The 14,874-nt window shown below is 72.9% G+C and carries 15 protein-coding genes; 5 read left to right on the forward strand and 10 right to left on the reverse strand.

The window, feature by feature from the left end; translation table 11 throughout:
- Positions 1-36 precede the first annotated feature (36 nt).
- Positions 37-1,254, forward strand: a complete 1,218-nt coding sequence (locus ABD126_RS10825; protein ID WP_343933600.1) for a putative PEP-binding protein — start codon at positions 37-39, stop codon at positions 1,252-1,254.
- A 42-nt stretch (positions 1,255-1,296) separates the two neighbouring features.
- Here ABD126_RS10825 and ABD126_RS10830 read toward each other — a convergent pair whose 3' ends face one another.
- The 9 genes from ABD126_RS10830 to ABD126_RS10870 form a co-directional block, all read right to left on the reverse strand.
- Entirely contained in the window at positions 1,297-2,415 is a 1,119-nt protein-coding gene (locus ABD126_RS10830) for an NAD(P)/FAD-dependent oxidoreductase (RefSeq protein WP_343933601.1), read from the reverse strand.
- A gap of 26 nt (positions 2,416-2,441) precedes the next feature.
- On the reverse strand, positions 2,442-2,633 hold the full coding sequence (locus ABD126_RS10835; RefSeq protein WP_343933602.1) for a ferredoxin: 192 nt from the start codon (positions 2,631-2,633) through the stop codon (positions 2,442-2,444).
- A 14-nt stretch (positions 2,634-2,647) separates the two neighbouring features.
- Complete coding sequence (locus tag ABD126_RS10840; protein ID WP_343933603.1) at positions 2,648-3,223, reverse strand: TetR family transcriptional regulator; 576 nt, start codon at positions 3,221-3,223, stop codon at positions 2,648-2,650.
- 85 nt (positions 3,224-3,308) lie between these two features.
- Entirely contained in the window at positions 3,309-3,974 is a 666-nt protein-coding gene (locus tag ABD126_RS10845; RefSeq protein WP_425542780.1) for a TetR/AcrR family transcriptional regulator, read from the reverse strand.
- Complete coding sequence (locus ABD126_RS10850; RefSeq protein WP_343933636.1) at positions 3,968-5,164, reverse strand: cytochrome P450; 1,197 nt, start codon at positions 5,162-5,164, stop codon at positions 3,968-3,970. Before ABD126_RS10850 ends, ABD126_RS10845 begins: the two co-directional genes overlap by 7 nt.
- Positions 5,165-5,337: 173 nt before the next feature.
- The gene (locus ABD126_RS10855) at positions 5,338-5,751 is read right to left on the reverse strand and encodes a pyridoxamine 5'-phosphate oxidase family protein (protein ID WP_343933605.1); all 414 of its coding nucleotides are present in this window, start codon (positions 5,749-5,751) and stop codon (positions 5,338-5,340) included.
- Positions 5,752-5,846: 95 nt separating this feature from the next.
- Entirely contained in the window at positions 5,847-6,587 is a 741-nt protein-coding gene (locus ABD126_RS10860) for a maleate cis-trans isomerase family protein (protein WP_343933606.1), read from the reverse strand.
- Positions 6,584-7,402 carry a fumarylacetoacetate hydrolase family protein gene (locus ABD126_RS10865; protein ID WP_343933607.1) on the reverse strand — a complete coding sequence of 273 codons (819 nt, stop codon included), beginning with the start codon at positions 7,400-7,402 and terminating at the stop codon, positions 6,584-6,586. The genes ABD126_RS10860 and ABD126_RS10865 overlap by 4 nt, the downstream gene beginning before the upstream one ends.
- A gap of 9 nt (positions 7,403-7,411) precedes the next feature.
- Positions 7,412-8,521: a cupin domain-containing protein gene (locus ABD126_RS10870; RefSeq protein ID WP_343933608.1), complete on the reverse strand. Its 1,110-nt coding sequence runs from the start codon at positions 8,519-8,521 to the stop codon at positions 7,412-7,414.
- 81 nt (positions 8,522-8,602) lie between these two features.
- Between ABD126_RS10870 and ABD126_RS10875 the strand changes: the two genes are divergently transcribed.
- From ABD126_RS10875 to ABD126_RS10885, 3 genes are read left to right on the forward strand one after another with little or no spacing between them, the layout of a single operon-like run.
- On the forward strand, positions 8,603-8,995 hold the full coding sequence (locus ABD126_RS10875; protein ID WP_343933609.1) for an acyl-CoA thioesterase: 393 nt from the start codon (positions 8,603-8,605) through the stop codon (positions 8,993-8,995).
- A complete protein-coding gene (locus ABD126_RS10880; RefSeq protein ID WP_343933610.1) occupies positions 8,992-11,175 on the forward strand; it encodes an oxidoreductase in 2,184 nt (727 codons plus the stop codon). The genes ABD126_RS10875 and ABD126_RS10880 overlap by 4 nt, the downstream gene beginning before the upstream one ends.
- A complete protein-coding gene (locus ABD126_RS10885) occupies positions 11,175-12,164 on the forward strand; it encodes a carbon-nitrogen hydrolase family protein (RefSeq protein ID WP_343933611.1) in 990 nt (329 codons plus the stop codon). The genes ABD126_RS10880 and ABD126_RS10885 overlap by 1 nt, the downstream gene beginning before the upstream one ends.
- On the opposite strand, the gene ABD126_RS10890 is transcribed toward ABD126_RS10885, so the two are convergent.
- Entirely contained in the window at positions 12,097-13,749 is a 1,653-nt protein-coding gene (locus ABD126_RS10890; protein WP_343933612.1) for an AMP-binding protein, read from the reverse strand. The two genes, ABD126_RS10885 and ABD126_RS10890, sit on opposite strands and share 68 nt — an antisense overlap.
- A 115-nt stretch (positions 13,750-13,864) precedes the next feature.
- Between ABD126_RS10890 and ABD126_RS10895 the strand changes: the two genes are divergently transcribed.
- Complete coding sequence (locus ABD126_RS10895) at positions 13,865-14,707, forward strand: PaaX family transcriptional regulator (RefSeq protein WP_343933637.1); 843 nt, start codon at positions 13,865-13,867, stop codon at positions 14,705-14,707.
- Positions 14,708-14,874: the final 167 nt, after the last annotated feature.

Here is a 14,874-nt window from a genome sequence, read left to right on the forward strand (position 1 = left end):
TCTTGGCGGAGGAGCCGATCGAATGGGGGACGACAGGTGGGTCCACGCGAGGTTCCCGGGGTGTTGCTGGTCGGCACGCCCGCCACGAGCGTGCGCGGCACGTGCAACCGCTCCGGCCGCCGCGGCGACGGGTCGGTGCTGGTGGTCGAGACGCTCGGCCCGGACCTGTACGACACGATCGTCTCCTCGGCCGCGGTGATCTGCGCCCGCGGCGGGCGCACCGGTCACATGCAGTCGCTGTGCCGGTCGCGGGGCATCCCCGTGCTGCGCGTGCCGCCGGAGGAGCTGGCCGGGATCGACGGCGAGGTCACCCTGCGCATCGACCGGCAATCGGTGGTCCTCGGTGACGCGGAGGGCCTGGCGGCGCTGCCCGAACCGCCCGCCGTGGCCATCGAGGACCTGGAGTCGGTGTGCGTCGTCGTCGCGGACGCCACCGACATTCAGTCCACCAACGCCGTCGCCCCGCGCGTCGAGCAGGTGGACTCGTACTTCATCCGCGAGGAGTTCGTGTGCCTGTCGGCGGGGTTGAGCCCGCTGGACGCGCTGCGCGGCGGCGTCGAGGAGGCCGAGCGGTACGGCGCGGCCATCGCCGCGGAGCTGTGCTCGATGGTCAAGGAGCTGCTGCCCGGCCAGCGCGTGATCATGCGGCTGCTCGACCTGCGCTCCGACGACGCCGCCCGGATCACCACCGGCGTGGCCGTGGACGACGAGCCCAACCCCGAGATGGGCAACCACGGGGCGCGCTGGCTGGTCGAGGAACCGCTGTACCCGCACGCGTTCCGCGCGCTGCGCGCGCACGTGGCCGAACGCCTGGGCCAGGACGCGGACCGGTTGAGCTTCGCGGTGCCGTTCATCAACGACCCGGACGAGTTCCTGCGCCTGCGCCGCCACCTCGACCTGGGCGGGGACACCCCGCTGTCGGTGTTCGTGGAGACGCCCGCCGCCGTGCACCACACGGGCGAGTTCTGCGCGGCCGGGGCGAGCGAGATCTTCGTGGGCACCAAGGACCTCATCCAGTTCTACCTGGCCGCCGACCGGGGCAACCACCTGGTCGCGTCGGTCTACCAGACCCGGCACCCGGCGGTGCTGGCCGGCCTGCGCCACGCCGTCGAGTCCGGCCTGGAGACCGGCACCCCGGTGCACGTGTTCGCCCTCGGCGCGGACCTGGCCCACTACATGCGGCACCTGCCGACCGGCCGGTTCATGATGTGCACCGCCGAGTTGCAGGACCTGGCCCGCGCCGGGCGGCGCTGACCGGCACGGTCACCGCCGCGCCGGGCGGGCTGACCGGCACGGTCACCCCAGCAGGCGGGCGCGGAGTTGGCGGGCCTGCTTGGGCATGTTCCAGCCCAGCACGCCCACGGGCACGCCGTCGCGGTGGTGCACGGTGACGAACCGGCGCGCCTCCACGTCGCCGTCCACCACCTCGGCCTCGCCGGTCGGCACGCCGTGCAGGTGGATCCGCGCGTCGAACTGGTCGGTCCAGAAGAACGGCACCGGCGCGTACGCGCGGTCCGCGCCCAGGATGTTGTCGGCCACGGCGGCGGCCTGCTCGGTGGCGTTGGTGCGGTTCTCCAGCCGGATGCGGCCCAGCCGGTCGTGGTGCCAGCGGGCCACGTCGCCGACCGCGTAGACGCCCTCGGCGGCCCGGCAGCACGCGTCGCACACGACCCCGTTGTCCAGCGCCAAGCCGCTGTCGGCGAGCCACTCGGTGTTGGGCAGCGCGCCCAGCGCGACCACGACCACGTCGGCGGGCAGTTCCCCGCCGGTCGCGAGCAGCACGCCGCGCACCCGGTCGTCGCCGGTCAGGCCGTTGACCGCGGCGCGGACCAGCCGCACGCCGTGCGCGGTGTGCAGGCCGGCGAGCACGTCCGCCGCGTGCGGCCCGAGTTGCGGTTCCAGCGGTGCCCGCAGCGGGCCGACCAGCGTGACGTCCAGGCCCAGACCCCGTGCGGTGGCGGCGGTCTCCGCGCCCAGGACGCCGTCGCCGACCACCACCAGCCGGGACGCGCCCAGCAGGTCCGCGCGCAGGGCCAGCGAGTCGTCCAGGGTGCGCAGCACGTGCACGCCGGCCAGCCGGTCCTGCTCGGGCAGCCGCCGGGGCCGCACCCCGGTGGCCAGCACGACGGCGTCGCCGGCCAGGTCGAGGCCGCTAGCGGTGCGCACGGCGCGGCCGGGCACGTCCAGCGCCACCGCGGGGTCGCCCAGCACCAGCCGGGCGTCCACGTCGCGCAGCCGCGTCCGGTCCGGCTCCCACGTGCCCGCGAGGACCTGCTTGGACAGCGGCGGCCGGTCGTAGGGCGGGTGCGGCTCGGCCCCGAGGAGGGTCAGCTCGCCGGTGAACCCCTTGCGCCGCAACGCCTCCGCCGTGGAAAGCCCCGCCGCCGACGCACCCACCACGACAACCGAACCCACAGCGCCCGAACCCACCGGGTCCGGGGTCACCGCAGGCCGATCGCGCCCGCCGGGCACACCGAGACCGCCTCGCGGACCGCCGCGTGCAGGTGCTCGGCCGGCTCGGCGTCCAGCAGCACCACCACGCCGTCCGCGTCGCGCTGGTCGAACACCTCCGGCGCGGCCATGACGCACGCGCCCGCGCCGCAGCACTTGCCCTCGTCCACGAAGACTTCCACCCCGACTCCTCTCCTCACGCGCCGGCCGTGCTGACCGGCGCGAGCCACAGGCCGACGATCGCCGAGATCAACCCGGCGGCCGTGTCGTCCCACGACGCCCGCGCGGTCGGCGCCCGCACGGCCAGCGCGCGTTCGCGTTCCGCGCACATGTGCAGCACGAGGTGGCGGGTCATCGCGCCGCGTTCCAGGTAGACCGGCACCGGCAGCGCGGGCAGGCACCGGTTGAGCCCCTCCACCACGCGCCGCACGGGCTCGGCGTCCAGCGCTTCGTCCAACAGCACCTGGCGCAGCGCCGGGTCCGCCACGACCCGCGCGCCGAACCGGGCGATCCAGGTGGGGCTGCCCAGCGCGGCCAGGTGGTCGGTCCACGGCCGCACCAGGCACGCCACCCAGTCCCACACATCGTCGCTGCCGCCGACCTCGGCGAGCATCCGCGCCCGTGCTCGCTCCATCGGCCCGGTGTGCCGCCGCACGACCGCGCGCACCAGCTCCGCGCTGGGCCGCACCGCGTCCACCCCGCGCTCGGCCACCAGGCGCTCCGCCTCCGCCAGCTCCCGCGTCCCGGGTGAGCCCACCGCCCTGCCGCTCATCGCTCCCCAGCCCCAAGCGCACACCGGTCAATCAACTGACTTAACACTACACGTGATCGGGTCGTGACAGTCCGTTCAGACGGGGTCAGCGGCGGGACACCGGGGCCAGCAACAGCCCGGTGATCGCGTCGACCAGGCCGGTCGCGGTCTCGTCCCAGCCCGCGCCCGGGATGGCGGTGCCGTCGGCCACCGCCCGCTCCCGCTCCGCGCACACGTGGACCATCAGGGTGCGCACCATGTCCGCCCGCTCGGCGCGGACGTCCGCGGGCAGGTCGGGCAGGCACCGCGCCAGGCCCGCGACGACCTCCCGCAGCGACGGCGTGGCCAGCGCCTCCTCGACGATGATCGCCCGCGACGCCGGGTCGGTCATGACCTGCGCGGCGAAGCGGGCGAACCAGGTGCGCTCGCCCAGCGCCGCCAGGTGCGCGGTGACCGGCCGGACCAGGCACGAGATCCACTCGCGCACGTCGTCCGCGCCCTCGGCGGCGGCGACCATCTCCAGCCGCAGCGCCTCCATCGGCTCGACGTGCCGACGCACGATCGCGCGCACCAGGTCCGCCTTGGCGCCGAAGTGGTAACCGACGGCGGTGTTGTTCCCCTGCCCGGCGGCGGCGCTGATCTGCCGGTTGGACACCGCGTGGAGCCCGTGCTCGGCGAACAGCCGCTCCGCGGTGTCCAGGATCTGCCGCCGGGTGGCGCCGACCTGCTCCGCCCTGGGGGTCCTGCCGACGTCGGTCACCACGGTCACCACCGTACCGGCACTGCGCGCAGCCCCCCGACCACCAGCCCCTCTACCCGGTTCAGCTCCGCTGGCTCCACCGCGAGCCGCAGGTCCGGCAGCCGGCGCAGCAGGACTTCCAGCGTCACCTGGAGTTCCGTGCGGGCCAACGCCTGCCCGAGGCAGGAGTGCGCGCCCGAGCCGAACGCCAGGTGCGGGTTGGGGCTGCGGGTCAGGTCCATCTCGGCCGCCCGGTCGAACGCCGACTCGTCCCGGTTGGCCGCGCCCATGCTGCACATCACGGTGGTGCCGCGCGGCACGACCTCGCCGCCGATCTCGGTGTCCTCGGTGATGTAGCGGGGCAGACCGACGCCGGGGTTGGCGTCGAACCGCAGCGACTCCTCCACCGCCGTGCGCACCAGCGACGGGTCGGCGAGCAACTGCTCCCACCGCGACCGGTCCGACAGCAGCATGCCGACCATCTTGCCGATCATGTTCGCCGTGGTCTCGTGACCCGCGACGAGCAGGCCCAGGCCGGTGGCCAGCAGGGCTTGCGGCGACAGCGTGCCGTCGGTGATCAGGGCGCTGAGCAGGTCGTCGCGCGGTTCGGCGCGCTTGGCCTCGACGTGGGCGACCATGTAGGTGATGAACTCGGCCTGCGCGGTGCGGATCTCGTCCTCGGTGTAGCGGGTGAGGTTGAGCATCGCGTCCGACCAGTGCGAGAACCGGTCGCGGTCGGAGTCCGGCACGCCGAGCAGCTCGCAGATCACCCACACCGGCAACGGGAAACCGACCGAGGCCTTGAGGTCGGCGGGCGCGCCTTGGGCGACCATGTCGTCCACGAGCTGGTCCGCCATCGCCTCGATCGCGGGCCGCAGCGAGTTCAACCGCTTGACCGTGAACCACTTGCCCACCAGCTGCCGCCACCGCTGGTGCTCCGGCCCGCCATCGGGGATCGCGGCGGCGAGGTCGTTGTTGAACACGCCGCCGGACTCGCTGTCGGCGACGCGGGCGGCGTCGGGCGCGTTGAGCCGGCGGGTGAAGCGCGGGTCGGCGAGCACCTGCTTGACGTCGGCGTACCGGGTCAGCACCACGGCCCGGTCGCCGCTGGGCAGCCGGATCGGGGCCACCGGGCACCCCTGCCGCAGCCGCTCCCACTCGACCGGCGGCTCCAGCGCCGTGGGGTTGGGCAGGGGGTAGTCGAGCACCTCGTCGTGTCCCACGGGACAGCCCTCCTCCGGGTCGGTGTGCCGCTGTCCGTAGTCAGCCACCTCCACAGAGTTAAGTCAAGCGACTGATTTAAACTCGCTGCGGCTCGCGGACGACCCACGACAAGCGACGTGCTCGGCGAACTTCGCGGCGAGCCGGTCGGCGTCCACTTCGGTGATCACGCGGCTCAACTGTAATCGGCGGAGTACCACCGTTCGGGCCGCATCCGCAGGGTCGCGATCCGCTGCCCCTCCAGGGTCTTGAGGTACTCGTCGGCGCCGTCCCCGAAGTACCGGCGGGCCAGCGCGTCCACCTCGGCCCACGGCGTGTCCTCCACGACCCCGGTCAACGGCCCGGACACGCTGACGTACCGGTAGGGCGGGGTGTCGACCTGGGCGGCGAGGCTGAACCCGCCGGCGGCCGTGGCGAGCCGGTACTTCACGGCCTCCGGGTGGGTCTGCACGAGCACCTCCCCGCCGGGCTCGTAGTGGTACCAGACGGGCACGGCCAGCGGCGGCCCTTCGGTCCGGGCGATGGCCATGACCCCGACGTGCACCCCGGCCAGGAACTCTTCGCGCTGGGCTGCGTCCATCACCGACATCTGCGGTCCTCCCCTGTGGTTGGTGTCGCCGTCCAGCCAACCGGTTCGAACCCCAGTGATCCATGCGCACGCGTCGCCGCCGCATGCGTGTGCGTCTACGCGTACCGCCCGGACAGGAGCGTGCCCGCGCCCGGTGCCACCGCCCGCAGGCCCAGCGCCCGCATCATCTGGTGCGCCGTGGCGACGGCGGCGGACAGCACCGGCTTGCCCAACTCCTTCTCCACCACCTCGATCGCCGCCAGCGACGGCATCTGCACGCACGCCGACAACACGATCGCGTCCGCCGAAGCGTGATCCAGCGACCGCGCGATGGACACCAGGGCCGCCGGGTCGTGGGCCGCCACCGCCAGGTTGTCCGGAATCTCCAACGCCCGGTAGTCCACGACCTCCACCCCCTCCGACCGCAGGTACGCCACCACCGTCTCGGTCAACGGCCGCAGGTAGGGCGCGATCAACGCCACCCGCCGCGCCCCCATCACTCCCAGCCCCGCCACCAGCGCCCCGGCGCTGGTCACCACCGGAGCGGGCGCGGTCAGGGCCGACAGCGCCGCCTCCGACTCGCGGTGGTAGCCCGGCCCCATGCACATGATCGCCACCAGGCACGCGTACCCGAGCACGTCCACCCGCGCGTCGGAAAGCTCGACCGCGCAACGGGAGGAGTCCGCGTCCATCGCCGCCAACTCCGCCTCGACCACCCGCGTCATCCGCATCCGGCTCGAATGGAACGTGAAGCGCTCCGGCTCGACCGCCTCCCGCGCCCGGAACAGCGCCGGGACCTCCACCTCCATCGTCACGTTCGAACTCGGCACGATCTGCCCCACCCGGAACGTCCTCATCGCGCGTCCACCACCGGGTTGCGCAGCGTCCCGATCCCCGCCACCGAGGCCTCGACCACGTCACCCGGCCACAGGAACTGCTGCGGCGTGAAGCTCGCGCCCACCCCCGCGGGCGACCCGGTCGCGATCACGTCACCGGGCTCCAGCGTCATGCCGGCGGTGATGTCGGCGATCAGCTCCGGGATCGTGAACAGCATGTAGCGCGTGTTCGACTTCTGCTTCACCTCGCCGTTGACCCGCAACGACAGGTCCAGGTCGTGCGGGTCCGGCACCGCGTCGGCGGTCAGCACAGCCGGGCCGAACGGCGCGTAGGAGTCCTGGCCCTTGGAGTAGAACCACTGCCCGGACCGCCGTTGGTCACGGGCGCTGATGTCGTTGACGATGCTGTACCCGAACACGTGGTCCAGCGCGTCCTCGACCGACACCCGCCGCGCGACGCGCCCGATGACCACCGCCAGCTCGCACTCCCAGTCCAACTGCGACGTCAGCGACGCGTTGTGCAGGATCGGTTCCCCGGGACCGATGACCGCCGTGGCGGGCTTGCTGAACAGCACCGGCCGCTGCGGCAGCTCGCGGTCGGTGTCCAGGGCGCGGGCGGACTCGGCCACGTGCTCGGTGTAGTTCAGGCCGACGCCGATGATCTTGCCCGGCCGGAACGGGGCGTGCAGCGTCACCGCGCTCAACGGCAGCGCCGGGCCGTCCACCGGGGCCGTGACGTCGAGCGGGGACGAGAACCCGGTGTCCACCACGGTGTCACCGCGCAGTTCCCCGACCCGGCGCGGCCCGCCGTCGGTCGAGTACGTGACCAGGAGCATGGCTCTCCTCTAGACCGGCTGGTGGCCGTCGTTGTCCGGGTAGGCCTCCTCGCGCCAGAACGCGAGCGCCCGCATCACCGGGAAGTCGTTGAACGAGAACAGGCACGCGTCGTCGGAGTCGCTGCCGTTGGCGTGCTCGTGCCACGCCCACGACGGCACGCAGAAGATGTCCCCTCGCGTCCAGTCGAACCGCCGCCCGGCGATGACCGAGTGCCCGCTGCCCTTGGCGACGTTGTAGACCACGGACCCGGTGTGCCGGTGCGCGAGCGTCGCCTCGCCGGGGCGCAGCAACTGCATGTGGGCGCTCATCGTCGGCATGACCGACCCGCCGGTCAACGGGTTGCTGTACTCCATGATCACGCCGTCGTAGGGCGACCCGTCGATCGCCTTCGCCGCGTTGCGCAGCGCCTCGTAGGTCGGCTCCCACGGGTAGGCCAGCAGCGGCGAGTACGGCTTGGTCCACGTGTCGCCGAACCCGTAGGGCCGCAACTGGCCCGCGCCGTAGGTCAGCAGCGACCAGTTCTCCACCTTGCCCGGCTCCTGGTACACGTTCGGGTGGACTTCGTAGAAGTTCGCGTCGAACGCGTTGACCAGCGGGATGTCCAGCCCGTCCTGCCAGATGCACGGGCCCTCGGCGGACTCGTTGCCGTGCTCGTGCCACGTCCAGTTGGGCGTGATGGCGAAGTCACCCGGGCCGACCTTGAGCTTCTGGCCGTCCACGATCGTCCACGCGCCCTGCCCCTCGACCACGAACCGCAGCGCGGAGGCCTGGTGGCGGTGCGCGGTCATGGATTCCCCCGGCCCCATGACCTGCAACCCGGTGTAGAGCAGGCCCACGGCGGCGGAGACGTCCTTGCGCTCGGGGTTGGTCAGCATCACCACGCGGCGGCCGGCGTCGTCGCCGGTGACCAGGTCGAGGGAGCGCAGCACCAGCGGGCGCAGGTCGGCGTAGCGCCACAGGGTCGGCACGGACTTCGGCTGCGGGTACCAGGGCTCGATGTCGTTGGCCACGGTCCACAGCGCGCCGGCCTCGTGGGTCTCCAACTCCGCGTAGAAGGCCTTCAGCTCCTCGTTGTCGGTGACCCGGGCCCGCCCCAGTACGTCGTCGTTGAGCGTCATGGCAGCTCCTGCCGTAATACGCGTTCTTGACGGTCGTCATCGAACCGCTATAGCGTCGAACCTGTCAAGGGAGGGGTCTCCATGGCCGACGCGCCCGAGGTCACGATCGAGCGGGTGGTCGAGTGGCACGACACCGACGCCGCCGGCCATCAGCACCACTCAGCCGTGCTTCGCTGGGTCGAGGCCGCCGAAGCCGAACTAATGCGCACCCACGGCCTGGACTGGCTGTTCGGCCGCACGCCCCGAGTCCGCCACGAAGTCGACTACCGCGCCCGACTGCGGTTCGGCGAGACCGTCCGCACCCGGCTCTGGGTCGCCGCGATCGGCCGCACCTCCCTGCGCTACGCCTTCGAAGTCCACGGCCCGCAAGGACTGGCCGCACAGGGACACGTGGTCATCGCCCACGCCGAACCGGACGACGAGAACGCGAGCCCGTGGCCGCCGCACGTGCGCGCCGCCCTGGGGCCGTCATGAAGGTCGCGGTGATCGGCGGCGGGCCCGGTGGCCTGTACTTCGCCGCCCTGGCCAAGGAACGCGACCCCGCCCGCCGCATCACGGTCTGGGAGCGCAACGCCGCCGACGACACGTTCGGCTTCGGCGTGGTCTTCTCCGACGACACCCTCGACGGCATCGCCCGCGCCGACCCGGCCGTGTTCGCCGCCATGGAAGCCGAGTTCGCCCGGTGGAGCGACATCGACATCCACTACCGGGGCACCGTCCAGACCTCCGGCGGCCACGGCTTCGCGGCCATCTCGCGGAAACGCCTGCTGGAGATCCTCCAGAAGCGCTGCGCCGACCTCGGCGTCGAGGTCCGCCACGGCACCACCGCACCCCCGGCCGCCGACCTCGCCACGCACCACGACCTGGTCGTGGCCGCCGACGGCGTCAACTCCGCCACCCGCGCCGCGCACGCCGACGTCTTCCGCCCCGCCCTGGACGTCCGCCGCTGCCGGTACATGTGGCTGGCCACCGACCACGTCTTCGACGCCTTCACCTTCCTCATCGCCGAGACCGACTTCGGCCCGGTGCAGGTCCACGCCTACCCCTACAGCGCCGACCGCAGCACGTTCATCGTGGAGGTCCCCGAGGACACGTGGCGCCGCGCCGGGTTCGCCGACCCCGACCTCCCGCCCGGCGCGAGCGACGAGGACAGCGTCGCCCGCTGCGCCGACCTGCTCGGCTACCGGCTGTTCACCAACAACTCCCGCTGGCTGCGGTTCACCACCGTGCGCAACGGGACCTGGCGGCACGGCAACGTCGTCCTGCTCGGCGACGCCGCTCACACCGCCCACTTCTCCATCGGCTCGGGCACCAAGCTCGCCATGGAGGACGCGGTCGCGCTCGCCGACGCCCTGCCCGACCCCGACCGCTACGAACGCGAGCGCCGACCGGTCGTGGAGTCCACCCAACGCGCCGCGCAAGCCAGCCTGGAGTGGTTCGAACGCATCGGCCAGTCGATCGGCCAGGAGCCCGAGCAGTTCGCGTTCAACCTGCTCACCCGCAGCCGCCGGGTCACCTACGACAACCTGCGCCGCCGCGACCCGGCCTACACCGCCGCCGCCGACGCCTGGTTCGCCCGGCACTGCGGCGGCCCGGACACCCGCCCGCCGCTGTTCCAACCCCTGCGGCTGCGCGGCGTCGAGCTGGCGAACCGGGTCGTGGCCGCGCCCATCGCCACCGACAGCGCGACCGACGGCGTCCCGGGCGACGCGGAACTGCTGCACCTGACCGGCAAAGCGCTCGGCGGGGCCGGACTGGTGCTGACCGGCATGACCGCCGTCAGCCCGCACGGCCGCACGACACCGTCCTGCCCCGGCCTCCACACCGACGCGCAGGTCCGGGCGTGGCGGCGCATCACCGACGCCGTCCACACCCACACCGACGCGCGGATCGGCGTGCAGCTCAACCACTCCGGCCGCCGGGGGCCCACCCCGGTCGGTCCCTCCCCCGTCCCCTACGGCTCGCTGCCCGTCCCCCGCGAACTGACGCCGGACGACCTCGACGTGATCGCCGACCAGTTCGCCCAAGCCGCCCGCCGAGCCGCCGAAGCCGGGTTCGACGTGCTCGAAGTCCAAGCCGGACACGGGTTCCTGCTCTCCACGTTCCTCTCCCCGCTCACCAACCACCGCACCGACGCGTTCGGCGGGCCGCTGACCCGCCGCCTCCGCTTCCCGCTGGCCGTGCTCGACACCGTCAGAACGCACTGGCACGGACCGTTGCTGGCCCGGATCTCCGCTACAGACTGGGCACCCGGCGGGACCACGCTGGAGGACGCCGTCGAGATCGCCCGCGCGTTCGCCGAGCACGGGGTGGACGTGGTGGACGTGTCCAGCGGCGAGGTCGTGCCCGAGCAGCAACCCGCGTACGGGCGCAGCTTCCAGACGCCGTTCGCCGAACGCATCCGCGCCGAGGCGGGCGTCCCGACCCTCGCCGTGGGCGCGATCTCGACGTGGGACGACGCGGCCTCGATCATCCTGGCCGGTCGGGCGGACCTGGTCGGCATCGGCCGCGCGCACGTGCACGACCCGGCCTGGACGCTGCACGCCGCCGCCGCGCTCGGCTACACCGGTCCCGGCGCGCGGTGGCCCCGCGTCTACGCCGCCGGCGAGACCGTTGTCCGGCACGAACCCGAACGGCCCGCCAGGAGGGCGTGATGGACGAGTTCCCGAGGTTCACCGCGGCGGCCGTGCAGACCGCGCCGGAGTACCTGGACGCGGCGAAGACCGTGCAGAAGGCGGTGTCGCTGATCCGGGAGGCCGCCGCCAACGGCGCGTCGCTGGTCGCGTTCCCCGAGGTGTTCGTGCCCGGCTACCCGTACTGGAACTGGACGATGAACCCGGTGGCCGGGTCGCCCTGGTACGAGCGGCTCTACCGGGCGGCGATCGACGTGCCGGGCCCGCACGTGGACACCCTGCGCGCCGCCGCCGCGGCCACCGGCACGACCGTCGTCATCGGGGTGAACGAGCGCGGCAAGCACAGCCTGGGCGTCCTCTACAACACGGTGCTGGTCATCGGCCCGGACGGCACGGTGCTGGGCGCGCACCGCAAACTCGTCCCGACCTGGGCGGAGAAGCTGACCTGGACCGGCGGTGACGGCAGCTCGTTGCGCGTCCACCGGACGCCCGTGGGTCCGCTGGGTGTGCTGGCGTGCGGCGAGAACACCAACACCCTCGCCCGGTTCGCGCTGCTGGCGCAGGGCGAGCTGGTGCACGTGGCGAACTACATCGCCCTGCCGGTCGCGCCGGCCGACTACGACATGGCGGAGGCCATCGCGATCCGCACCGCCGCGCACGCGTTCGAGGGCAAGCTGTTCTCGGTCGTGTCGTGCTCGACCATCTCCCCGGCGATCGTGGACGCCGTCGCCGGTGACGACCCCGTGGCGCGGGAGTTGCTGGCCCGGCCGCGCAGCGCGTTGTCCGGGATATTCGGGCCCGACGGGCGGCCGGTGGTGCAGCCGCTGATCGACGACGAAGGGGTGGTGTACGGGGAGATCGACCTGGCCCGGTGCATCCAGCCTAAGCAGATGCACGACATCATCGGCCACTACAACCGGTTCGACGTGTTCTCCCTGCACGTCAACGGCGCCCGGGTGACCCCGGGACCGGTCGGCGGCCGGCCGTTGACCGGTCCGTGGCAGGACTGAGCACGTCCACCGGCGTGCCGGCCGCCGCCCACTCGCGCAGCCGGAACCGTTGCAGCTTCCCCGTGTCCGTGCGCGGCAGGGCGGTGACGAACTCGACCGCCCGCGGGTACTTGTAGGGCGCGATGGTGGCCTTGACGAAGTCCTGGAGGTCGGCGGCCGTCACGCCGTCGGCGATCACGTAGGCCTTGACGATCCAGCCGCGCTCGGCGTCGGGGGCCGCGACCACGCCGCAGTCCACGACGCGGGGGTGGCGGCTCAACGCGGCCTCGACCTCGGGGCCGGCGATGTTGTAGCCCGCGGAGATGATCATGTCGTCGTTGCGGGCCTGGTACCAGAAGTAGCCGTCGGCGTCGCGGACGTAGGTGTCGCCGGTGATGTTCCAGCCGTTGTGGACGTAGGCGGCCTGGCGTTCGTCGGCCAGGTAGCGGCAGCCCGTGGGGCCGCGCACGGCCAGGCGGCCGGCGACGCCGTCGGGCGCCGGGTGGCCGTGCTCGTCCAGCACGGCGGCTTCGTAGCCGGGCACGACCCTGCCGGTCGCGCCGGGCCGGACCTCGTCGTCGGCGGCGGAGATGAACACGTGCAGCATCTCGGTCGCGCCGATGCCGTCGATGATGCGGGTGCCGGTGGCGGCGTGGAAGTCCTCGGAGACCTGGGCGGGCAGCGCCTCCCCGGCCGAGACGCACCGGCGGACGCCGCGCAGCAGGTCGGCCTTGCCGGCGGCGAGGATCGCGCGGTAGACGGTCGGCGCGGTGAACAGGACCGTGACGCCGTTGGCGTGGGCGGTCTCGGCGAGTTCGACCGGGGTCTGGCGTTCGAGCAGGAGGGGGGCCGCGCCGGCACGCAGCGGGAACACCAGCAGGCCGCCGAGCCCGAAGGTGAACGCCAGCGGCGGGGTGCCGGTGAACAGGTCGTCCGGGCGGGGGCGGACGATGTGGGCGGAGAAGGTGTCGGCGATGGCCAGCACGTCGCGGTGGAAGTGCATGGTGGCCTTGGGGCGGCCGGTGGTGCCTGAGGTGAAGCCGAGCAGGACCACGTCGTCGGCGGCGGTGTCCACGGCGGTGTAATCGGTCGGGGCGGCGGCGCAGAGCCTGTCGAGTTCGTCCTGGCCGACGACGGTCAGGTTGTCGCGCAACGGTTCGAGGGCCTCGGTGAACCGGTCGTCGCACAGCGCCAGGAACGGCTTCGCGGTGTCGCAGACGGTTTGCAGTTCGCCGGTGCGTAACAGGGGCATGGTGGCCACGACGACACCGCCCGCTTTGACGACGGCGAGCCAGCAGACCGCGAGCCACGGCGTGTTGGGGCCGCGCAGCAGGACCCGGTTGCCCGGCACCAGGCCGAAGTGGTCGGTGAGGACGTGGGCGAGCCGGTTGACGCGCTCCCGCACGTCGCCGTAGGTCCAGCGCTGGCCGCCGCCGAGCAGGCACGGCCGGTCGGGGCCGAGGCGTCGCGCAGTCCGGTCGAGCAGGACCTCGGCGCAGTTGAGGCGTTCCGGGTGGTCCAACGGGCGCAGGTCGGGCCAGAGGTGCGCGGGCGGGAGGTTGTCCCGGCAGAAGGTGTCCCGGTGGGCGGAGGGTGAGAGCCGCATCGCGCTGCACCTCGCTTGGCCGCGTGACGGAAGGTCGGCACATCGTATGGCGGTCTTGTGACGGCAGTCAATGACACGACATGCCACGCGAGCGGGTTAAGGTGTGCGCGTGACGATGCTCGACCTGGACGAACCGGCCCTCGACGCGGCCCCGGGCCGGGGCACGCAGCCGCGGCAGCTGATCGTGACGCTGTACGGGCTGTACGCGCGGCCCAGCGGCGGGTGGCTCGCGGTGGGGTCGCTGGTGCGGCTGCTGGCCGAGCTGGGCGTGGACGAGCCCGCGGTCCGGTCGTCGGTGTCGCGGCTCAAGCGGCGCGGCATCCTGGACCCGCGGGCGGTGGACGGCATCGCCGGGTACGCGCTGACCGCGCAGGCGCAGGAGATCCTGCGCGAGGGCGACTACCGGATCTTCGAGCGGGTGCGGGCGTCGATGGCCGACGGGTGGCTGCTCGCGGTGTTCTCCATCCCGGAGTCCGAGCGGCAGAAGCGGCACGTCCTGCGCACCCAGTTGACCAAGCTGGGCTTCGGCACGGCCGCACCGGGCGTGTGGATCGCGCCCGCGCACGTGTACGAGGAGGTCGCCGAGCGGCTGACCCGCCTGGGGCTGCGCGACTACGTGAACCTGTTCCGCGCCGACTACCTCTCGGCGATGCCGGACCTGGCGGACAAGGTGCGCCAGTGGTGGGACCTGGACGCGCTGGACCGCCTGTACGCCGATTTCTGCGCCGCGTACTCGTCGGACTCCGGCGGCGAGGTGTCGGAGCGGGAGGCGTTCGTGGCCTACGTCCGCGTCCTGACCGACTGGCGGCGACTGCCCTACCTCGACCCGGGCCTGCCGCCGGAGGTGCTGCCGCGCAAGTGGAGCGGCACCCGGGCGGTGGAACTGTTCGAGTCCGCTCGAGCACGCCTGGAAGGCCCGGCGCGACGCCACGCGATGCGCGTCATCTCCCACCGCTGAGGGCGTGCCGGCCGACGCGCGCTAAGTGCAGTAGCCAAGCAGGTTGTTGACGGCGTGTCGGGTTGTAGATGGGAGGACCTCCGGGCGGAGTGGGTGTGTCTGACGCACCCGTTCCGACGCACGGAGGTCCTCGCGTGCACAGTAACGCCCGCACCACCGTCCATGCC

Source organism: Saccharothrix mutabilis subsp. mutabilis (assembly GCF_039521145.1).
In the GTDB taxonomy this organism is placed as follows: Bacteria; Actinomycetota; Actinomycetes; order Mycobacteriales; family Pseudonocardiaceae; genus Actinosynnema; species Actinosynnema mutabilis.

Bases quoted from the DNA above. Each gene is read 5' to 3' on its own strand.
- ABD126_RS10840 (WP_343933603.1), bottom strand. From the start codon at position 3,223: ATGAGCGGCAGGGCGGTGGGCTCACCCGGGACGCGGGAGCTGGCGGAG.
- ABD126_RS10855 (WP_343933605.1), bottom strand. From the start codon at position 5,751: ATGTCGGTGATGGACGCAGCCCAGCGCGAAGAGTTCCTGGCCGGGGTG.
- ABD126_RS10860 (WP_343933606.1), bottom strand. From the start codon at position 6,587: ATGAGGACGTTCCGGGTGGGGCAGATCGTGCCGAGTTCGAACGTGACG.
- ABD126_RS10865 (WP_343933607.1), bottom strand. From the start codon at position 7,402: ATGCTCCTGGTCACGTACTCGACCGACGGCGGGCCGCGCCGGGTCGGG.
- ABD126_RS10870 (WP_343933608.1), bottom strand. From the start codon at position 8,521: ATGACGCTCAACGACGACGTACTGGGGCGGGCCCGGGTCACCGACAAC.
- ABD126_RS10875 (WP_343933609.1), top strand. From the start codon at position 8,603: ATGGCCGACGCGCCCGAGGTCACGATCGAGCGGGTGGTCGAGTGGCAC.
- ABD126_RS10880 (WP_343933610.1), top strand. From the start codon at position 8,992: ATGAAGGTCGCGGTGATCGGCGGCGGGCCCGGTGGCCTGTACTTCGCC.
- ABD126_RS10885 (WP_343933611.1), top strand. From the start codon at position 11,175: ATGGACGAGTTCCCGAGGTTCACCGCGGCGGCCGTGCAGACCGCGCCG.
- ABD126_RS10890 (WP_343933612.1), bottom strand. From the start codon at position 13,749: ATGCGGCTCTCACCCTCCGCCCACCGGGACACCTTCTGCCGGGACAAC.
- ABD126_RS10895 (WP_343933637.1), top strand. From the start codon at position 13,865: ATGCTCGACCTGGACGAACCGGCCCTCGACGCGGCCCCGGGCCGGGGC.